The following is a 20,756-nucleotide window of genomic DNA, read 5'->3' on the forward strand; positions in this document are numbered from 1 at the left end:
TGATAGTTGAGCCTTTGACGAGCGGGTTTTCCGCGTCAGAAAGAGACCACTGCGCGTGCAATACCAGTGCTTGCACGCCCCCATCAGACAAGCCCGGCTTGCCATAATCTGCCCCGTTTAATAACTCCAGGAGTGACGGGATGGGAATGTTTCAATGGACGGAGCGGTCGTCCGATGTCTTGCAGGGCGGTGGCGTCATTGGCCCCGATGAGCGGCTGCCCTGGGCGCAAACCGGCCTGATGGGCATTCAGCACGTGATTGCCATGTTTGGTTCCACCGTGCTGGCACCCATCCTCATGGGTTTCGACCCCAACCTCGCGGTGCTGATGAGCGGCATCGGCACGCTGATTTTCTTCATCATCACCGGTGGCAAGGTGCCCAGCTATCTGGGCTCATCCTTCGCCTTCATCGGCGTGGTGAACATCGCCACCGGCTATGTGGCCAGTCAGGGTCCAAGCAATGCCAACATCGGCGTGGCCCTGGGCGGCATCATTGCCTGCGGTCTGGTTTATCTGCTGATTGGCGTGCTGGTGCAACTGATCGGCACACGCTGGATTGAGCGCTTCATGCCGCCGGTGGTGACGGGTGCTGTGGTGGCCATTATTGGCCTGAACCTGGCGCACATTCCCATCAAGAACATGGCGGCCAACAACTTTGAAGCCTGGATGCAGGCGCTGACCTTTCTGTCGGTCGCACTGGTGGCGGTCTTTACGCGCGGCATGCTGCAGCGTCTGCTGATTCTGATTGGCCTGATTGTGGCCAGCCTGCTCTACGCGCTGTTCACCAACGGTCTGGGCTGGGGCAAGCCTGTGGATCTGAGCGGCGTGGTCAACGCTGCCTGGTTTGGCATTCCTTCCTTTCACGCCCCCGTGTTCACCACGAACGCCATGCTGCTGATCGTGCCCGTGGTCATCATTCTGGTGGCTGAAAACCTGGGCCACGTAAAGGCGGTGACGGCCATGACGGGCAAGAACCTGGACCAGTACATGGGCCGGGCCTTTATTGGCGACGGCGTGGCCACCATGGTCAGCGGCGCAGCCGGTGGTACGGGCGTGACCACCTATGCTGAAAACATCGGCGTGATGGCGGCAACGCGCATCTACTCCACTGCCGTGTTCTTTGTGGCCGCCTTGCTGGCCGTGCTGCTGGGCTTTTCGCCCAAATTCGGTGCGCTGATTCAGGCCATTCCGCTGCCGGTGATGGGGGGTGTTTCCATCGTGGTGTTCGGCCTGATCGCGATTGCTGGCGCCAAGATCTGGGTGGACAACAAGGTTGATTTCTCTGACATCAAGAACCTGATCGTGGCCGCTGTCACCCTGATTCTGGGCACGGGTGAATTCACGCTGAAGTTCGGTGAATTCGCACTGGGCGGCATTGGTTGCGCCACATTCGGCGCCATCATTCTGTATGCGCTGCTGACGCTGGGCGACCGCAAATCTGAAACTCAGATACCTAAAAAGTAAGCGCCAACATGTAATCGGGGGCATATGCCCCTGACAGCAGCGCAGGGCCTTTGCGGGTTAACCCGAAATTCGTGTTCCGCGCTGGTAACATTTCTCGCTGGAGATACGCCGCCCTACCCGGGCGGTTTTTTTTAGAGGTGCCGGCTCATCGCTGAGCATGGCCACAAGAACGCCACATCGTCCGTGCTGTCAGGCTCGAGTGTTCGGCCGGGACCTCTGAGTTTGGAGCATGCAATGTCCATCGCAGATCGCGTACGTTACCCAGAATTCCTCTCGCGTGTCATGACGGCAGAAGAGGCCGCCGCCATGATTCCCCACGGTGTCAATGTCGGCATGAGCGGCTTTACCGGAGCCGGTTACCCCAAGGCATTGCCGCAGGCCATCGCGGCCCGTGCGAAGGCAGAACATGCCCAGGGCAAGCCCTACAAGATCAATGTCTGGACCGGTGCGTCCACCGCCGCCGAGTGCGACGGCGTCATGGCAGAAGCCCATGCCCTGGGCCAGCGTCTGCCGTTCAACACCGACCCCACGGCGCGCAAGGCCGTGAACTCTGGCGAGATTGACTTCATCGACATGCACCTGTCCCATGTGGCGCAGCACGCATGGTTTGGCTTCCTGGGCCATATGAACATTGCCGTGGTGGAAGTGCTGGGCGTGACCGCCGATGGTCTGCTGATTCCCTCCACAGCGGTAGGCAACAACAAGACCTGGCTGGAAATCGCCGACAAGGTGATTCTGGAAGTCAACACCAAGCCGCCCGCCAAGATGGAAGGCATGCACGACATCTACTACGGCACGGCCATTCCGCCGCGTCGCATGCCCATCAGCATGACCCATGCCGATGACCGCATTGGCGAGCCGTATCTGAAGGTGGATCCCGCCAAGGTCATCGCCGTGGTGGAAACCCACAAGGGCGACCGTGACAATGTGTTTGCCGTGCCGGACGAGAACAGCAACAAGATCGCCAGCTACATCATCGACTTCCTCTCGCACGAGATGAAGATGGGCCGTCTGCCCAAGGAAATGCTGCCCATCCAGTCGGGCGTGGGCAATGTGGCCAACGCCGTGCTGGCAGGCCTGCTGCATGGTCCGTTCGAGAACCTGCTGGGCTTTACCGAAGTGCTGCAGGACGGCATGCTGGAGCTGATTCGCGCGGGCAAGATGAGCAAGGCCTCGGCCACCTCCATCTCGCTGGGCAAGGAAGCCTGCAAGGACTTCGAGGACAACATCGACTTCTACCGTGAACGCATCATCCTGCGTCCGCAGGAAATCTCGAACCACCCCGAGCTGGTGCGCCGCCTGGGCATCATCGCCATGAACTCGATGATCGAAGCCGACATCTACGGCAACATCAACTCCACCCACGTCATGGGCACCGGCATGATGAACGGCATCGGCGGCTCGGGCGACTTTGCGCGCAACGGCTACCTGTCCTTCTTCGTCACGCCTTCCGTGGCCAAGGACGGCAAGATCAGCTGCATCGTGCCCATGTGCTCGCACGTCGATCACACCGAGCACGACACGCAGATCATCGTCACCGAACAAGGTCTGGCCGACCTGCGCGGCCTGTCGCCCAAACAGCGTGCGCAAGTCATCATCGACAAGTGCGCCCATCCCGACTACCGCGACCAGCTGCAGGACTATTTCGACCGCTCGCGCCAGCAGGGTGCACAGCACACGCCGCACATCCTGACCGAAGCACTTTCCTGGCACCAGCGCTTCATGGACAAGGGCGATATGCGCGGGTAATAGATCCCCCCTGAGGCGCTTTGCGCCTTCCCCCAAGGGGACGACACCATCGCTGCGGGGCGGCCCTTGCTTGGTGACTCTGACTTGGAGTGTGGAGGTGGTGAAAGCTGTGCATAGTCCGCTTGGTGCTGGCGTTATGGCACCAAGCTTGTAGCATCAAAGGACGCTCTGCAAAGGGCGTCCTTTTTTCATGCACAACAAGGACTGGTATGGCGATCTGGACCCGCGAGATTGATCTCAAAGCACTGAATGCAGGCAGTGCCAACACCGCAATTTCCCACCTGGGCATTGAGTTCACCGAATACGGCGACGACTATGTGTGTGCCCGTATTCATGTCGATGAGCGCACCTGCCAGCCCTACGGCATTTTGCACGGCGGCGTCAGCGTGGTGCTGGCCGAAACACTGGGGTCCATGGCTGCCGCTTGCAGCATTCCAGAAGGCTACCGCTGCGTGGGCCTGAGCGTTACGGCCAACCATGTGCGCGCAGGCCGCAAAGGCAGTTGGATCACCGCCACAGCACGGCCTACGCATCTGGGGCGCACCACGCATGTGTGGGCGATTGAGCTGCGCGATGAAGACGGGAAGATGACCTGCAACTGCAGTTTGACGATGGCGATTCTGGCGCCGGAAGCAGCGAAGAATGTGCGGCTGGATCAGGCTTCTTTGGGTGGGGTGAAGTAGGTTTTACGCCGGTTTGTTTTTAGGGCAGGGGGCGGGTCTCGGCCCGCCAGCCGAGGTACTTTCTTTTGCTTCGCCAAAAGATAAGTACCCAAAGAAAAGGCGACCCGACTTTCTGCGTCCCTGCGCTTCGCTACGGGAAAACCTGCGTCACGCAATTCAGTCTGCGGTGCGGCAAAACTCGCTTTGCGCTGCGCGCGCCGCTCAAACAGTTGCCGCAAGTCAGTTCACGAAGCAATGCTGTCCTGCGGCAGCATTGCCCGCAGCCTGAACCGCGTGCCGCAGGCGCATCCACACGGGTGGGTACGGGCAGCCTGCAAGAGTTGTGACGAAATGGGCTTCTAGCGCTTATCCAGATTGCGGTATCAGCTATCAAATTTCACCCTGAGCTATCCCGAACCCGGTATTGCCCCTTGTGACCACGCCAGTGACGGCAAGCTCTTGGGGCTGGCAGTTGCACCGCAGAGTGCAACTGCTTCGTCATCAAATTTGCGGCAACTGTTTGAACGAAGAGCCAAAGGCGCGCAGTGAGTTTTGCCGCACAGCCTCAAGAGGTTGACGGCGCAGGTTGCCCGCAGCGAAGCGGAGGGTCGTGGACATCGGGGCTGGTGTTCTTTGCTTACTTTCTTGCACCAGCAAGAAAGTGAGTTGGCAAGGCGGGCCGAGACCCGCCCTCTGTCCTGAGCAAAACAGAGCAGTACTGAGAAAAATCACACCCCCAACAACGCCGACAATTTCTCCGGCTGCAGCAGCAGCTCAGCAGAATGTGCCTGCAGCGCAAGTCGCCCCTTTTCCATAACCGCCGCACGATCGGTGTGCGCCAGCACTTTCTTGTAGTCGCGGTCCACGATCAAGGTGGAGATACCGGTCTGGCGAATCTGCGCAATCACGCGCCAGATTTCGGCGACGACCAGCGGGGCCAGGCCTTCGGTGGCCTCATCCAGAATCAGCAGGCGGGGATTGGTCATCAGCGCCCGGCCGATGGACACCATTTGCTGCTCGCCGCCGGAGAGCTGATCGCCGCCATTGGTCAGGCGCTCCTTCAGGCGCGGAAAGGTTTCCAGTACGCGGTCATAGGTCCAGTTTTTTTGACCATCGAGACCTGCGCGTGCGCTCATCAGCAAGTTTTCCTTGACCGAGAGATTGGGGAAAACGCCGCGCCCTTCGGGGACATAGCCAATGCCCAGTTTTGCCATTTTTTCGGGGGCGAAATTCGTCACCTCGCGGCCATCGGCAAACACCTTGCCGGAGCGTGCGGGCACATAGCCCATTAGTGTGCGAATCAGCGTGGTTTTGCCCATGCCGTTGCGACCCAGCAGGCCCACGGCCTTGCCTTGCGGCAGAGTCAGCGAAACACCGTGCAGGATATGGCTGTCGCCGTAAAAAGTGTGCACCTCTTGCAGGCTGAACATGGCTTTCGCACCTTGATGAACTTCGCGCTTTTCGGCGGTGGCTTCAAGCATGTTCCTCCTCCCCTAGATACGCGGTTCGTACGACCGGATCGACGCGAATCTGATCGGGCGTACCGGTTGCCACCACTGTTCCGTTGACCATCACTGTGATGCGATCGGCAATGCGAAAGACGGCATCCATATCGTGCTCGACCAGTAGCACGGCGTGGCCTTTTTTGAGTTCCTGCAGCAGGTCCAGCATGCGCTCGGTCTCTTCGGCGCCCATGCCGGCCAGCGGCTCATCCAGCAGCAGCACGCGGGGCTCGGTGGCCAGGCACATGGCCACTTCCAGCTGGCGCTTGGCACCGTGGCTCAGGCTGCCTGCAATGCGCTCTGCATGGAGTGTCAGACCTGTACGCGCCAGCGCGGATTGCGCACGTGCCATGCTGCTGTCGCAATGCTGGGCGGGCTCCCAGATGCGCCATGGGCGCGGTCTGGACTGGGCCTGGGCGGTAAGGCGGCAGTTTTCCAGCACCGTGAATTCCGGGAAGATGGTGGTGCGCTGGTAGCTGCGGCCAATGCCTGCTTTGGCGCGTTGGGGCTGCGGCATCTGCGTTACGTCACGGCCTTCCAGCGTGATGGATCCGCTGCTGGCCGCTATCTCGCCCGAGAGCATATTGATCAGGGTGGACTTGCCTGCGCCGTTGGTGCCGATGACGGCATGGACTTCGCCCTGGTGCAGATCGATATCGACATTGTTGACAGCGACCAGCCCGCCAAAGCGCCGTGTCAGGCCGCGCACGGACATTCTGGGAGCGCGTGTTGCATCAACCATTTTTTGCTCCCGAATCAATAGCTATCAGCGCTTCATCCTTTTGCGCTGCAGCCTTTTTCTGCCATTTGTCGTTGATGCCCACCAGCCCCTTGGGCAGCAGCGCCACGAGCACGATGATGGCAATGCCCAGCGTCAGCTGCCAGTGATCGGCCGCATTGCCCATGACGGCATGGGTGCTCAGCACTTCCTTGAGCAGCACAAAGGTGAGTGTGCCCAGCACAGCGCCGCGCAGTGAGCCAATGCCGCCCAGAATCAGCATCAGCAGCACTTCACCAGAGTGGTGCCAGGCCAGCAATTCGGGGTTGACCACAGCGTCGCGTGCGGCCAGCAGAAAGCCCGCCAGGCCAGCCAGTGCACCGGCAATCACAAAGCCTGCCAGCTTGTACCAGTAGGTGGAAAAGCCGGCGGCGCGCATGCGCTGCTCATTGACGCGAATGCCCGATAGTGCATGGCCAAAACGCGAGTGGCGCAGCATGCCGATAAAGGCATAGACCAACACCAGCGCGGCCAGCACCACGTAGTACTGCACGCGGCTGCTTTCCATGTCCAGAGCGCCAATGGCAGGGCGTTGCATGAGGTAGATGCCATCGCTGCCGCCAAAGTAGCTCACGTCATGCACGACAAAAAAAGCCAACTGCGCAAAGGCCAGCGTGACCATGATGAAGTACACGCCTTTGGTGCGCAGGCTGAGTGCTCCAACCACCAGCGCATAAAGAGCGGATGCACCGACCGCTGCACCCAGCATGATGAGGAAGTTGCTGCCTTCCGTCCCCGCCGCTTTCACTGCGGCATAGGCACCCAGACCGAAGTAGGCTGCGTGTCCCAGGCTGACCAGCCCTGCGCCGCCTACCAGAATATGCAGGCTCAGCGCGAAGATGGACAGAATCATGATCTTGACGACCAGATCCGACAGATAGGCCGACCAGAAGGGCTGAGCCGCCGCCAGCAGCGCGGCGCAGGCCAGTGGCAGCACCACGCCTACCCAGATGCTTTTGGAGCGGATAGGGCGGCTTTGGTTGGTAACGGCAGGAGCTTCGGCATAGGCCTGATTGCTTTGCGGCACGGGTGTGTAGGAGGTGTTGCTCATGCTTAGCTCCGTTTACCTAGCAAGCCCTCGGGCCGCCACACCAGAATCACGGCCATCAGCAGATAGATGCTCATGCCGCTGAGCTCCTGAAAGAACACCTTGCCAAAGGTATCGACAAAGCCCACCAGCAGAGACGCAATCAGCGCGCCGGTGATGGAGCCAATGCCGCCAATCACCACCACCACAAAGCAGATGATGAGCACGCTGGAGCCCATGTTCGGATAGACCGAACTCATGGGCGCGGCAATCATTCCGGCCAGCGCTGCCAGGGCCACGCCCACGGCAAACACGATGCGGTACAGGCGCTTGATGTCTATGCCCAGGCCACGCACCATGTCGCGGTTGCTGGCCCCGGCACGAATCATCATGCCCAGGCGTGTGCGGTTGACGGTGTAGTACATCAGCAGGGCCACGACCAGGCAGGCCACGGCAGCAAAAACGTTGTACCAGGGGTACTGCATCATGCCCATCAGCGGAAAGCTGCCAGCCAGCCATGCGGGCTTTTCAAGGCCATGCACATCGTTGTCCACCAGGATGGCGCGCAGGCCTTCGAACACCAGAATCAGGCCATAGGTCATCAGCACCTGCTGCAGGTGGTCGCGCTCATAGAGAAAGCTGAAAAACGCCCATTCCAGCAAATAGCCCAGCGCCACGGCAATGAGCACGCCAACCACCAGCATGGTGATGAAATGCTGGCCCAGATAGGGCGCCAGTGAGAACGCCACATAGGCGCCAATCATGTAGAAGCTGCCATGGGCGAGGTTGATCACGCCCATGATGCCGAAGATCAGAGTTAGGCCTGAGGCCAGTAGAAACAGCAGCAGTCCGTACTGAATCGAGTTCAGGCACTGCACCACAAAGGTAGCGAGATCCACGGCAATCCTTGTGAAAGCGCGTTGACAAACTGGCGGTCAATACAGGCCAGCGAATCGCAGATTCGCGCTTGAGACGAGGCGCGTTGCCGCAGACAGCACCACAGGTGCGGCAAGGCAACGCAACGACGTATCAAAGCCTGTATTGGCCGCTTCCATTACATGCGGCAGCCGCGTGCGGGGTCTGCCAATGCCTTGACGGCAACGCCGATTTTTTTGTTTTCCTTGCCATCCACCTTGCGCAGATAAATGTCCTGCACGGGGTTGTGGGCCTTGCTCAGCGTGAAGTCACCACGAGGGCTGGGAATGGTGGCTTTTTCGATGGCGGTGCGGAACACATCTTTTTTGCTGATATCGCCACCAGCGGCCTTCAAGCCCACGGTCAGCATCTGCGCAGCGTCATAGCCTTGCACGGCATAGACATCGGGCTGCAGCTTGTAGCTTTTGGCGTAGTTGACGCGGAAGGTCTTGTCGCGTTCTGTGCCCAGTTCGTCCGCGTAGTGCAGCGTGGTCAGCATGCCCTGTGCGGCTTCGCCTTGCGCTTCCAGCGTGCCATCGGTCAGGAAGCCGGGGCCGTACAGCGGAATGGTTTTGGACAGGCCCGAGGCGTGATAGTCCTTGACGAATTTCACAGCACCAGCACCGGCGAAGAACGAGAACACTGCATCGGGTTTGGCTGCTGCAATCTCGGTCAGCAAGGCTTGGAATTCCACGTTGGGGAAGGGCAGTGTCAGCTGTTTGGTGATCTTGCCGCCGCTCTTTTCAAAGCCTTCCTTCATGCCGTTAACCGCTTCTTCACCGGCTGCGTATTTCCAGGTGATGGTCATGGCGGTTTTCTTGCCCTCCTTGGCGGCAACCAGACCCATGGGGTAGGCCGTCTGCCAGTTGCTAAAGGAGCTGCGGAAGATATTGGGCGCGCACATGGGGCCGGTCACCGCGTCGGCACCGGCATTGGGCACGATGAGCACGGTGCCGCTTTCCTTGGCAGCCTTGGCCATGGCCATGGCTACGCCAGAGTGGACCGTACCTACGATGACATCGACCTTGTCGCGCTTGATGAGGCGGTTGACGTTGTCCGTAGCCTTGGCGGGGTCGGACTCGTCATCCACCTTGAAAAATTCGATTTCACGCCCGCCCAGCTTGCCGCCCTGTTCGCCCACATACATGCGAAAGCCGTTTTCAATCGCATTACCCAGCGCCGCATAGGTGCCGCTGTAGGGCAGCATGAAGCCGACCTTGATCTTTTCCTGTGCCCAGGCACCGCTGCAGCTGGCGGCTGCGGCCAGTGCGATTGCGCTCCACTTTGCCCATTGTTTGCTCATGCTCGTCTCCTCGTGGTTGGTCTGAAATGCCGGGTTGAATCACTGGTGCTGACAGGGCGTGCGGGCCGCAAGCACACACGAGCGCACTCTAACAACTTTAGGTTTAAAGCAATACCGGCGATTGCCCTAGTGGGTGTGCTTCTGTATTGATAGCTGTGTGCGCCTGATAAATAAAGGGTTAGCTCTGTTTTGACTCCAATTCCCGCAGGCGAAAGCGTTGGATTTTTCCGGTTGCCGTCTTGGGCAGTTCATCGACAAACTCGATCAGGCGCGGGTATTTGTAGGCCGCCAGGCGCGACTTCACAAAGGCCTTGAGCTCGTCCTCTGTCGTGCTCTGGCCGGGTTTGCAGACCACATAGGATTTGGTCTTGGTCAGGCCCTGCCCATCGGTGATGCCGATGACTGCGGCTTCCAGCACGGCAGGGTGCAGTTGCAGAGTCGATTCGACCTCGAAGGGCGAGACATAGATGCCGCTGACCTTGAGCATGTCGTCGCTGCGTCCTGCGTAGGTGTAGTAGCCGTCGGTATCGCGCACATATTTGTCGCCGCTTTTGAGCCACGAGCCCTGAAAGGTGTCGCGGGTTTTTTCGCGGTTGCACCAGTACATCAGCGCGGCACTGGGGCCTTTGATGTAGAGGTCGCCAATTTCACCGTCACCCACGGGCTTGCCATCTTCGCCGCGCAGTTCCACCTCATAGCCCGGAACAGGCTTGCCCGTGCTGCCGTAGCGTATGTCGTCAGGGCGGTTGGAGATGAAGATGTGCAGCATCTCGGTGGAGCCAATGCCGTCCACGATATCGGCGTCGAAATGTGCCTTGAAGCGCTGAGCAATCTCGGCGGGCAGTGCCTCGCCAGCGGATGAACACATGCGCAGGCTGACCTGTTCGCGTGCAGGCAGCGCAGGGTGGGCCAGCATGCCTGCAAAGCCTGTGGGTGCGCCGAAGAACACAGTCGGCTGGTGCCGGGTCCAGCGCGCAAACGTGGCTTCTGGTGTGGGGCGCTCGGCCATCAGAACCACGCTGGCACCCACACTCAGGGGGAAGGTCAGTGCATTGCCCAGGCCGTAGGCAAAGTACAGCTTGGCGGCAGAAAAGCACACATCGTTTTCGGTCAGCCCCAGCACGGGCTTGGCATACAGCTCGGCCGTCCAGTAGGGGTTGGCATGGGTGTGAACGGCGCCCTTGGGCTTGCCGGTGGAACCCGAGGAATACAGCCAGAAGCCGGGGTCATCGCCCTTGGTTTTTGCGGCATGGGGCAGTGGCTGCTGCCTGTTCAGCCAGGGCTGCATGGCTTCGAAGGCGGCGGGCAGGGCGGCGCCAGATTCTTCCGGGTGAGCAACCCAGATATGGTTGACCTCATGCTGGGCATGGGCCAGTGCCTGCTGCACCATGGGCACCAGCGCGCCGTTGGTCAAAATGGCCTGAGCGCGGCTGTGCTCCAGCATATAGGCGTAGTCATCGGCGGTGAGCAGTGTATTGATTGCAACCGGCACCACGCCTGCATACATTGCTCCTAAAAACGAGATCACCCACTCGCGCATATCGTGCATGAGCAGCAGCACGCGCTCCTCGCGGTGAATGCCCGCTGCGGTCAGCCCCTGGGCCAGGCGGCGGGCCTGATCTTCCAGCTCGGCATAGCTCAGCGTGCCAACGTCGTCGGTATAGGCCGTCTTGTTGCCGCGTGCGCGGTTGATCTCAAACAGATGCTGGGCAAAGTTGAAGGGCTGGCTGAAATCGACGCTGGCGTTCATGGCTCATGCCTCCGCCGTTTTGCTCAGAGCCTGCAGTACCTGTGGCGCAGCCTGAATGGCGCTCTTGCGGTGGTAGAAGTCCAGCGCCCGCAAGCCGCCAAGCTCTGCACCGCCACCAGCGCGGCCCGGGCCGCCATGCTGGGACTGGGGCATGACATTGCCATGGCCGGAATGCAGCTTGGCCACATCGGGCGTGATGACATGAACGCGGCCGTGGCTGGCGGCCAGATCGCTGGCGGCAGCGCCCAGTGCACTGGCATCCTCGCCATACAGCGAGCAGACCAGAGAGCCTTGGCCGCGATGGGCCAGCGCCAGGCCATGCGCCAGATCGCGATAGGGCATGAGGGTGGCCACGGGACCGAAGACTTCAACGTCGTGCACCAGTGCATTGCCATCAGGGTCTTGCGTGCCCAGCAGCACGGGCTGGGCGCAGGCGGCAATGGCGGCGTCGGCATCGACCAGCGCATTGCCTCTGCCGTCATACAGCGCGCGGGTCTGGGTGAGCAACTGGCTCAGGCCTTGCTGCACGGTGTCGTACTGCGCACGGCTGACGAGCGAGCCCATGCGCACGGCTTCATTGCGCGGGTTGCCCACAGTGGTTTTAGCCAGCTGCGCGCCAATGGCCTGAGCCACGCTGTCATACAAAGCCTCGGGCACCAGCACGCGGCGTATGGCCGTGCATTTCTGGCCGGATTTGACGGTCATCTCGCGGGCCACTTCGCGCGCCAGCAAGGCCACGGCTTCGCTGTCTGCCGCATGGCCGGGCAGCAGCAACGCACAGTTCACGCTGTCGGCTTCGATATTGCTGCGCACCGAATGGCGGGTGATGGCGCTGTGGCTGCGAATGGTGGCGGCAGTATCTGCCGAGCCTGTGAATGACACCACATCCATGGGTTGCAGCTGGTCCATCAGCCCGGCCGAGCTGCCGCAGATGATGGACAGCGCACCGGGCGGCAGAACGCCAGCGTCGATCACATCCTTGACCATGCGCTGCGTGAGCCAGGCCGTGGCTGTGGCGGGTTTGACGATGATGGGCACGCCAGAGAGCAGGGCAGGTGCCGCCTTTTCCCACAGCCCCCAGCTGGGGAAGTTGAAGGCATTGATGAACAGCGCCACGCCGCGTGTGGGCACCTGTATGTGCTGCGACTGAAACGCGCCATCCTTGGCCAGAGCAACCGCATTGCCGTCCACCAGGTGATGCGCATCGCCCAGTGCTGCGCCCCACTTTGCATACTGGCTCAGTGTGTAGATGCCGCCATCCACATCCACGGCCGTATCGTTCTTCACCGTGCCGCTGTTGGCGGTGGAAATTTCGTAGTACGCATCGCGATGGGCCTGCAGCACAGCCGCAACATCGGCCAGCAACTTGGCGCGCTGGGCGTAGCTCAAGGCGCGCAGGGCCTTGCCGCCGGTTTCGCGGGCAAAGGCAAATGTGGCAGGCAGGTCCAGACCTGTGGCATCTACACGCACCAGCGCTGTGCCCAGTACGGGGTCCAGCAGGGTGGTGCCCTGGCCACTGCCGTTTTGCCAGCGGCCTGCAATATGGTTGGCGAGTAACTCTGTCATGACTTCAGCCTCTCGATGAGTGAAAGAGCGTTGGCGGCAGTTCTTCAGGCTGCGCGTCTTGTGAACTGGATTTGCCCTTGGGGTAGCAGATAGAGCACCCAGGCTTCGCCATTGCTGACCGTGGGGCTGTGGGCGCTTTGCGGGCCATAGACGCACCAGCCCGCGGCATGGCCGTCGAACAGGGCGCCGGGTGTGATGGGCAGGATGAGATCGATTTCACCCAATGGGTGGCTGTGGTGCGGGCCAGCAATGTTTTTCATCTGCACCACATCGACCGAGAAGTCGCCCAGCGCAGGGCAGGCTTCAAACACGCGGCCCCAGCGTATGCCTCCGTTTTCGCGCTGGCACAGCCAGCCTTGAGCAACGCCATCGGCACAGGCCGCATGCATCTGGGCATACCAGTCGCTGCCTGCACCATAGTGCGTGTTCAGCCAGGCCTGCAGCGAGCCATCCAGAGCGCGCCCGCGCAGTGTCTGGGCCACTGTTGCGACCAGCTGCTGAAATGTCTCAAGCGAGTACGTGGCGGTGGGGGCTGCCATGGTGTCTCCTGAAGTGCTGTTCTGAGCAGCATCAAACTCTTTGTTGAAACATGCAATATTGTGCGTGTATTTCAAAGATAGATAGGTGACAATGCAGTGTCAAGCAATATATTGCATGATTGGCGTTAACCCCCACTGTTTATCATTTACGCCCTCTGGGGAGGTTTATGGATCAGTTAGACATGGCGGCCGCATCAATGGCGGGAGTGGATGAGGCGGGCAGAAGTCCGCTGTTGCAGTCCTTGGGTGAGAGGGTGCGTGACCTGCGCGCGCGCCGTGGGCTGACCCGGCGCAGCCTCGCCTCTGCGGCGCAGGTTTCAGAGCGGCATCTGGCCAACCTGGAGTACGGCACGGGCAATGTCTCCATCCTGGTCTTGCACCAGATAGCGCTGGCGCTGCAATGCAGCATGGCAGAGTTGCTGGGCGATGTGACCACATCCAGCGCCGAATGGCTGTTGCTGCGCGAGCTGCTGGAAGGCCGCAGCGAAGACGATGTGCACCGCGTGCGCATGGCCGCCGCCGAAATTCTGGGCACTGCGCCGGGTGCTGATCCGCATCGCGGCACGCGTATTGCGCTGGTGGGTTTGCGCGGGGCAGGCAAGTCCACGTTGGGGCGCATGCTGGCAGAGCAGCTGAATGTGCCTTTTCTCGAACTCAATCAGGAAATTGAGCGCGTGGCGGGCTGCAGCGTGCGCGAGATTTACGACCTGTATGGCGCTGGCGCCTATCGCCGCTATGAACGCAGGGCGCTGGAAGAGGCCGTGCAGATTTACAGCGACGTGGTGATTGCCACGCCGGGCGGTATCGTCTCGGACCCGGCAACTTTCAATGTGCTGCTGAGCCACTGCACCACCGTGTGGCTGCAGGCCCAGCCCGAGGAACATATGGGCCGTGTGGTGGCGCAGGGCGATACGCGCCCCATGGCTGCCAACCCCGAAGCCATGGATGATCTGCGGCGTATTCTGGATGGGCGCACCGCTTTTTATTCAAAGGCAGATCACACGCTGGATACCAGCGGCAAGAGCCTGCAGCAAAGCGGGCGTGAGTTGCGCGCCCTGGTCACGCGCTGAACGCTGAGGGCGATTGATGCGCTATCGGCGGCGAGCCTGCTCATACAAGGCCATGACGCGTGGCACATTGCTCTCCAGCTGGCGAATGCGGTCCGGCCCTGTGGGGTGGGTGGAAAGGAAGCCGATGCCGCCCTCGCCCGTGGCTTCGCCCATCTTGCGCCACAGGCTGACGGCGGCCTGCGGGTTGTAGCCCGCGCGGGCCGCAAGTTCCAGGCCAACAAGGTCTGCCTCGCTTTCGTCATTGCGGCTGAATTTGAGACTTAGCAACTGACCGCCAAAGCGCGCTGCCGCGCTGCTGATATCGCCCAGCCCCAGCAGTTGCGCGCCCAGAGAAATGCCCAGACTGGTGGCCTGATTCTTGGCCATCTGCTCGCGTGAATGTTCGCGCAGCGCATGGGCCATTTCATGACCCATGATCATGGCAATTTCGTCATCGCTGAGCTTGAGCTGGTCGATGATGCCGGTGTAGAAAGCAATCTTTCCGCCAGGCATGCAGAACGCGTTGATCTGCTTGCTGCCGATCAGGTTCACCTCCCAGCGCCACTGGGCGGCGCGCTCGTTCCACTGCGGTGTGTAGGGAATGATGCGCTGCGCAATGCCCCGCAGGCGCTGCAGCTGCGGGTTGCTGGCTTCGGCCAGTGCACCTTGTGCCTTGGCTTTTTGCAGCAGCTCCTGATACTGGCCGGTGGCCGCGTTTTCCAGTGTTTCAGCGGGCACCAGCTGGCGCATCATGGACGAGCGCCCCACATCCACCTGGGCCTGCGCAGGCAGATGCATCAGTGAAGCACAGGCCCAGGCAAGCAGCAGGCCGCTACGGGTGGCGCACAGGCGCAGGGATGAGGTGGTGTTGTGCATGGGCCAAGTCTATGCGAGAGCCCGGCGTGGCAGGGTCAGACTGCGTCGTGATTCTTTTGTTCGGCTTTCACCACCAGCCACAGGCCTGCGATCACGGCCATCAGGCCCAGAATCGACCACCATGCAGGGCGCTCGCCCACGACCAGCAGCGACAGCGCAAAGGCTGTGATCGGCTCGGCCTTGCTCAGTGCTACGCCGGTCGCGGCAGACATGCCGCGCAGCCCAATGGAAAACAGCAGATAGGCCATGCCGGTAGCGACAACGCCCAGATACATCACCACCGCCCAGCCGCTGGCGCTGACTTGCAGCGGCCCGCCCAGCCAGGCGGCAAAGGGCAGAGAAAGCAGGGCCGAGTACGCGAACACGCGGGCATTGACCGAGGCGACCCTGGCCTGCACAACCAGGGCCTGATTGACCAGCGCATACGCGGCATAGGCCATGCCCGCCAGCAGGCACAAGGCCATGCCATGCCAGGGCAGTTGCTGCTGGTTGCTGGCCGCCAGGGCCATGATGATGCCGCCGCCCACACCGGTGCAGGTGCCCAGCCACCACAGGGGGCTTGGCATGCGTTTTTGCACCACCGCCTGCATCAGCCCGGCCCAGATGGGGCCGCTGCCAATGGCCAGCGCCGTGCCCAGTGCCACGCCACTGGCTTTGATGCCGGCAAAAAAGCAGAGGTTGTAGACCGCCATGCAAGCACCGCAAAACAGGATGCGCACCTGGTTCATGGGCTGGCGGGGCTGGCCTTTGTCCACCACCGCAGCCAGCAGTACAAAAAACAGAGCGGCCATGACCATGCGCAAAGCGCCCACCCAGTAGGGCGAGAGCTGCGCCGGTGCAAAGTGCTGGGCGGTGCCGGTGGTGCCCCATAGCATGGCGGCTGCCAGCACCAGACCGACAGGGCCGATGGTATTGCGGGGCGATGAAGTCAGGGATGCAGTGGTGCTGGACATGATGACTTGCATCATGCGTGGCAACGGACCTGCAAATGTCGAGAAACGCTTGTGCTGGAGCTTGTCTAGGGTCTGTTGAGATTTAGGCGAAGGGAAGGAATCTGGTCGCTGGCCACTCGTCGTTGCGCTTCCGTTATGGGGATACATCGGGTGGGCACCCGCACCGCGTCACGCGCCTAGATTAGCCAACGGCCAGAATCCTTCGCGACCTCGCTCAATTCTCAACAGGCCCTAATGACCAGCGCGCAATTGGCGCGAGGTAAGCCCGCGGTCGCGCCGCAGGGCATAGGCCAAGGCGCTGGCGGAGGCATAGCCGCAGCGCAGGGCCGTGCCTTCGAGGGCTACGCCCTGCCTGAGTTGTTGCACAGCGGTATCCAGGCGCAGATCACGCAGCCAGTCCTGAGGAGTGCTGCCCACCAGCTCTACAAAACGGGCATGAAACTGGGCCACGCTCAGGTGCACCAGCGCGGCCAGTCTGGCGGTGGGCCAGCTTTCATGCAGTGCGTTGCGCACCTGCTGCTGCAGCCATTGCAGATCAATGCTGCGCCGCTGCAAAAGCGAGGGGGCATCCAGCACCAGTGCCATTTGTGCGGCGGCTGACAGGCGTGTTTGCGGAAAGCGCAGCGGCGGCGGCACGGCAAAGCGGCGCAGTTTGTCCAGCCCCATGGCAACGGGCGCATCGATCACCAGAACCTGTGTCTGCGGTGCTGCCAGATAGCCGTGCTCGGTTCCTGCGGGAATGATCATGCCGCTGGCGCTGTCCACAAAGCTGGGCCTGCCACCCACTTCCAGCTCCATGCGCCCCTGCAGGGCAAACAGAATCTGTGCATGGCCGTGGGCGTGTGCCTGATGCTCGCCACTGTAGCTGCGCACCGAGGTCTGGGCCTGGTCTAGCAGTGGGTGCGTGGAGGAGGGCTCGCGGGTCATAAGACAAATTCTGCTTACAGCAAAGAGATGGGTAGCTTGGTGATGGTAGCGCCCGTGGGCTGGCGTGGGCAACCGATAATGGCTGCTGCCCTACCGAGCCTGACCATGACCGAGTCGTCCCAAACCAGCAGCACTTCCTCCGATACAAAAACCTCTGCCAAACGCAGCTGGGGCCAGGCCCTCAGGGTCTATGTGCAGCCCACCAGCTTGCGCATGCTGGCGCTGGGCTTCTCTGCAGGCCTGCCACCCTTGCTGGTGCTGGGCACCCTGAGCTTCTGGTTGCGCGAGGCTGATATTGATCGCACCACCATCGGCTTTTTGAGCTGGGTAGGTCTGGCCTATGCCTTCAAGTGGGTCTGGTCTCCGCTGGTGGACCGCTTGCCCCTGCCCATACTCAACCGCTTGCTGGGGCGGCGGCGCAGCTGGCTGCTGTTCGCGCAGCTCATCATCGTGGCGGGCCTGCTGGGCATGTCTTTGATGGACCCCAAACAGTCTTTGCAGGCGCTGGTCATCTGTGCGGTGGTGGTGGCCTTTGGGTCGGCCACGCAGGATATTGCGCTGGATGCCTATCGCATTGAATCCGCAGGGCTGGATGAGCAGGCGGCGCTGGCCGCGTCTTACCAAAGCGGCTACCGGCTGGCCATGATCTGGGCCGGTGCAGGCGTGCTCTGGGTGGCGTCCACCGTGCAGGGCGGAGGTGCAGGCTATGTGCTGCACGCCTGGCATGTGGCCTATAACGTGATGGCGGCCAGCATGCTGGTGGGCATGTGCATGGTGCTGTTTTCGCCTGAGCCGCAAGCCAGGCCCATGGCCCCTGCGCGCAACGCCGCGGAGTGGATCAAGGGGGCGCTGATTGCGCCGTTTGCAGACTTCATCGGACGCTATCGCTGGCAGGCCTTGCTGCTGCTGGCGCTGATTGCCCTGTACCGGGTCAGCGATGTGGTCATGGGCATCATGGCCAATCCCTTTTATGTGGACATGGGCTACACCAAGGAAGAGGTGGCAGCGGTTTCCAAAGTGTTTGGCGTCATCATGACTTTGCTGGGCGCCTTTGTGGGCGGCACCATGGCGGCGCGCTGGGGCGTGATGCGCATCCTCATGCTGGGGGCCGTGCTGTCGGCTTGCACCAATGTGCTGTTTGCATGGTTGTCCACGCGTGGCCATGACCTGACGGCGCTGATCTGGGTCATCAGTGCTGACAATCTTGCGGGCGGCATTGCTTCCGCGGCCTTCATTGCCTACCTGTCGGGGCTGACGAATGTGCAGTACTCGGCCACGCAATATGCGCTGTTCAGTTCCATGATGAATCTGGCCCCCAAGTGGCTGGCGGGTTATTCGGGCATGTTTGTGGATGCCTATGGTTACCAGTCGTTCTTCCACACCACGGCGCTGCTGGGTGTTCCGGTACTGCTGCTGATCTTTCTGGCATCAAGAGTGAAAATGAACTCTGGCGCTTGATACATAAGCGCTGGTAGCTATTGTTTTTGATGGTGGAGGCTGTTTACCCAACTTTACGCGGCAGACAAGCCTTCAATACGTGCGTGCTCCAGCATGACGCCTTGAACAAAATACAAGGCGCGAGCATGACTACACTGCCCCCTATGAGCACGCACCAACTTCTGATGATCGAGGACGATGTCCGCCTCGCCCAAATGGTGAGCGACTACCTGGGCAACAACGGACTCGAAGTGACCCACAAGGCCGACGGAAAGAGTGGCCTGGACCAATTGCAGCCCGCAGATGGCGGCAGCGCCGAGCCGCCGGATCTGATCATCTTGGACCTGATGCTGCCCGATATGGACGGGCTGGAAGTCTGCCGTCGCATTCGATCCATGACAGGTACCACTGCACAGGTTCCGGTGCTGATGCTGACTGCCAAGGGCGACCCCATGGACCGCATCATTGGTCTGGAGCTGGGTGCCGACGACTATCTTCCCAAACCCTTTGAACCACGCGAACTGCTGGCCCGTATCCGGGCCATTCTGCGCCGCAAGGGTAGCGATGGCCCCGCGCCATCGGCCGCAGTCATGCGTTTTGGCACGCTGGAAATAGACCGCGATGCACGCACCGTAGGAGTGGGTGAGCAGACGGCGGATCTGACTTCCTACCAGTTCGACCTGCTGGTCGCGCTGGCTGAGCGTGCGGGCCGTGTGCTGACGCGAGACCAGATCATGGAAGCCGTGCGTGGCCGTGAACTGGAGGCGTTTGACCGTTCCATCGACGTGCACATGGGCCGTATCCGTGCGGCCATTGAAGCCGACCCCAAGACCCCCAAGCGCATTCTGACGGTGCGTGGCGTGGGTTATGTGTTTGCAAAACAACAGGATTGACCACCTGAGCCGCTGCGCGACGACGCCTTCGCTTGGGCGGCCCCGCCGCGAGGCGGCTCTTGCTCGGCGTCTCTGGCCGGGTGTGTGCCATAACGACGAAGATGAGTGAATGAAACTGCTACATGTTTTTTCGCAGCGCCTGTATTTGCGCATCTGGCTGGCCGTGGTGGTTGGCGTGGCTGCGCTGACGCTGTGCGTGGCCTGGGCCTGGAAGATGGCCGAGGAGCAGCGTTCGCAGAGCAGCAGTGCACCACCCGCGCGCGAAATGGTGGTGCGCGGCCCTGATGGCCGCATCGTGCTGGAAGGCCGTGGCACGCGTGACCCCGGCAATCCTGCTGACGGCGTGACCTTCGAGATTGCTGGCAACGATGGGCAAGCCTACGAGCTGTGGATGGCGCCGCGAGAGTGGCGCGAAAACCGTCCACCACCACGCAACAGTGCTGTGGCGTTCTGGCTGCGTCCTCCGTTTGGCTTTCTGTGGATGCTGGGCCTGGTTGGTATTGCTGTGGTGGTGGGTGTGTTCCCCATCATTCGCCGCCTGCTCAAACGTCTGGAAAACCTGCAGCGCGGCGTCAAGCGCTTTGGTGAGGGCGACCTGTCTGTGCGCGTGCCTGAGAGCGGGCATGACGAAGTGGCCGATCTGGCCCGCCAATTCAATTCCGCTGCGGCGCGTATTGAAACGCTGATGACCTCGCACAAATCTCTGCTGGCCAACGCTTCGCATGAGCTGCGATCACCGCTGACACGCATCCGAATGGGCCTGGAGTTCATGGGGGACGACCCCGTCAGCGCCCGGGCCAAGGCGGAAATTCAGCGCAATATCAGCGAGCTGGATCAGCTGGTTGACGAGATCCTGCTGGCCAGCCGCCTGGATAGCCGAGAGGTGGATGTAGGCTCGGTGGAGTCGGTGGACCTGATAGGCTTGGCGGCGGAAGAATGCGCCCACATTGGGGCCGAGCTGGACATGCAGGCCGATGGCCCACTGGATGTCAAAGGCATTGCCAAGCTGCTGCGCCGTGCTGTGCGTAATCTGCTGGAGAACGCACGCCGCTACAGCCAGGGTGAAATCACGCTCTCTTTATCGAAGCAGGGCAATATGGCTGTTGTGCGTGTGGAAGACCATGGGCCCGGTGTGCCAGAAGCGCAGCGCGAGCGCATCTTTGAAAAGTTTTACCGCCTGCCTGGCGCCAGTGAGCGTTCTGGTGGCGTGGGGCTTGGCCTGTCATTGGTGAGCTCAATTGCCGAGCGCCATGGTGGCTCGGTGCACTGCGAAGGGCGTCAGGACGGCCAAAGCGGCGCAAGCTTTGTGATCATGCTGCCGCTGGCTTGATTAAGCCTCTGAAGACATAAAAAATCCCCGCCAACCT

18 protein-coding genes are annotated in these 20,756 nt (G+C 61.1%); 7 read left to right on the forward strand and 11 right to left on the reverse strand.

Annotated elements, in window-relative coordinates; genetic code table 11:
* The first annotated feature begins 140 nt into the window (after window positions 1-140).
* The 3 genes from JDW18_RS00655 to JDW18_RS00665 all read left to right on the forward strand — a co-directional run bounded on the left by JDW18_RS00655 (window position 141) and on the right by JDW18_RS00665 (window position 3,895).
* Window positions 141-1,463 (forward strand): solute carrier family 23 protein, encoded by a 1,323-nt coding sequence (locus tag JDW18_RS00655; RefSeq protein ID WP_218241868.1) that lies wholly within the window; start codon window positions 141-143, stop codon window positions 1,461-1,463.
* 234 nt (window positions 1,464-1,697) lie between these two features.
* Window positions 1,698-3,212 (forward strand): succinyl-CoA:acetate CoA-transferase ScpC, encoded by a 1,515-nt coding sequence (gene scpC, locus JDW18_RS00660; RefSeq protein WP_218241869.1) that lies wholly within the window; start codon window positions 1,698-1,700, stop codon window positions 3,210-3,212.
* Between the two features lie 209 nt (window positions 3,213-3,421).
* Window positions 3,422-3,895 carry a PaaI family thioesterase gene (locus JDW18_RS00665; protein ID WP_218241870.1) on the forward strand — a complete coding sequence of 158 codons (474 nt, stop codon included), beginning with the start codon at window positions 3,422-3,424 and terminating at the stop codon, window positions 3,893-3,895.
* 707 nt (window positions 3,896-4,602) lie between these two features.
* Here JDW18_RS00665 and JDW18_RS00670 read toward each other — a convergent pair.
* The 8 genes from JDW18_RS00670 to JDW18_RS00705 form a co-directional block, all read right to left on the reverse strand.
* Complete coding sequence (locus JDW18_RS00670; protein WP_218243725.1) at window positions 4,603-5,304, reverse strand: ABC transporter ATP-binding protein; 702 nt, start codon at window positions 5,302-5,304, stop codon at window positions 4,603-4,605.
* Between the two features lie 43 nt (window positions 5,305-5,347).
* Window positions 5,348-6,118, reverse strand: coding sequence for an ABC transporter ATP-binding protein (locus JDW18_RS00675; RefSeq protein WP_218241871.1), 771 nt, complete (start codon window positions 6,116-6,118; stop codon window positions 5,348-5,350).
* Entirely contained in the window at window positions 6,111-7,205 is a 1,095-nt protein-coding gene (locus tag JDW18_RS00680) for a branched-chain amino acid ABC transporter permease (RefSeq protein ID WP_218241872.1), read from the reverse strand. The genes JDW18_RS00675 and JDW18_RS00680 overlap by 8 nt, the downstream gene beginning before the upstream one ends.
* 2 nt (window positions 7,206-7,207) lie before the next feature.
* A complete protein-coding gene (locus tag JDW18_RS00685) occupies window positions 7,208-8,080 on the reverse strand; it encodes a branched-chain amino acid ABC transporter permease (RefSeq protein ID WP_218241873.1) in 873 nt (290 codons plus the stop codon).
* Between the two features lie 155 nt (window positions 8,081-8,235).
* Entirely contained in the window at window positions 8,236-9,399 is a 1,164-nt protein-coding gene (locus JDW18_RS00690; RefSeq protein ID WP_218241874.1) for an ABC transporter substrate-binding protein, read from the reverse strand.
* A gap of 178 nt (window positions 9,400-9,577) precedes the next feature.
* Window positions 9,578-11,149, reverse strand: a complete 1,572-nt coding sequence (locus JDW18_RS00695; protein WP_218241875.1) for a benzoate-CoA ligase family protein — start codon at window positions 11,147-11,149, stop codon at window positions 9,578-9,580.
* 3 nt (window positions 11,150-11,152) lie between these two features.
* Window positions 11,153-12,715, reverse strand: coding sequence for a 3,4-dehydroadipyl-CoA semialdehyde dehydrogenase (locus tag JDW18_RS00700; RefSeq protein ID WP_218241876.1), 1,563 nt, complete (start codon window positions 12,713-12,715; stop codon window positions 11,153-11,155).
* Between the two features lie 44 nt (window positions 12,716-12,759).
* Entirely contained in the window at window positions 12,760-13,254 is a 495-nt protein-coding gene (locus JDW18_RS00705) for a 4-hydroxylaminobenzoate lyase (protein ID WP_218241877.1), read from the reverse strand.
* 167 nt (window positions 13,255-13,421) lie between these two features.
* Between JDW18_RS00705 and JDW18_RS00710 the strand changes: the two genes are divergently transcribed.
* Entirely contained in the window at window positions 13,422-14,324 is a 903-nt protein-coding gene (locus tag JDW18_RS00710; RefSeq protein ID WP_218241878.1) for a helix-turn-helix transcriptional regulator, read from the forward strand.
* Between the two features lie 21 nt (window positions 14,325-14,345).
* Here the strand turns inward: JDW18_RS00710 and JDW18_RS00715 are convergent, their stop codons facing one another.
* The 3 genes from JDW18_RS00715 to JDW18_RS00725 form a co-directional block, all read right to left on the reverse strand.
* Window positions 14,346-15,179, reverse strand: coding sequence for a M48 family metallopeptidase (locus JDW18_RS00715; RefSeq protein ID WP_218241879.1), 834 nt, complete (start codon window positions 15,177-15,179; stop codon window positions 14,346-14,348).
* A gap of 35 nt (window positions 15,180-15,214) precedes the next feature.
* Window positions 15,215-16,132: a DMT family transporter gene (locus JDW18_RS00720; RefSeq protein ID WP_246610189.1), complete on the reverse strand. Its 918-nt coding sequence runs from the start codon at window positions 16,130-16,132 to the stop codon at window positions 15,215-15,217.
* Between the two features lie 231 nt (window positions 16,133-16,363).
* Window positions 16,364-17,059 carry a helix-turn-helix domain-containing protein gene (locus JDW18_RS00725; RefSeq protein ID WP_218241880.1) on the reverse strand — a complete coding sequence of 232 codons (696 nt, stop codon included), beginning with the start codon at window positions 17,057-17,059 and terminating at the stop codon, window positions 16,364-16,366.
* 105 nt (window positions 17,060-17,164) lie between these two features.
* Here JDW18_RS00725 and JDW18_RS00730 point away from each other — a divergent pair, with 105 nt between their 5' ends.
* The 3 genes from JDW18_RS00730 to JDW18_RS00740 all read left to right on the forward strand — a co-directional run bounded on the left by JDW18_RS00730 (window position 17,165) and on the right by JDW18_RS00740 (window position 20,719).
* Complete coding sequence (locus JDW18_RS00730; RefSeq protein WP_246610191.1) at window positions 17,165-18,517, forward strand: AmpG family muropeptide MFS transporter; 1,353 nt, start codon at window positions 17,165-17,167, stop codon at window positions 18,515-18,517.
* Window positions 18,518-18,642: 125 nt separating this feature from the next.
* A complete protein-coding gene (locus JDW18_RS00735) occupies window positions 18,643-19,389 on the forward strand; it encodes a response regulator (RefSeq protein ID WP_218241882.1) in 747 nt (248 codons plus the stop codon).
* 109 nt (window positions 19,390-19,498) lie between these two features.
* Window positions 19,499-20,719, forward strand: coding sequence for an ATP-binding protein (locus tag JDW18_RS00740; RefSeq protein WP_218241883.1), 1,221 nt, complete (start codon window positions 19,499-19,501; stop codon window positions 20,717-20,719).
* Window positions 20,720-20,756 lie beyond the last annotated feature (37 nt).

Source organism: Comamonas fluminis (assembly GCF_019186805.1).
GTDB lineage: Bacteria > Pseudomonadota > Gammaproteobacteria > Burkholderiales > Burkholderiaceae_C > Comamonas > Comamonas fluminis.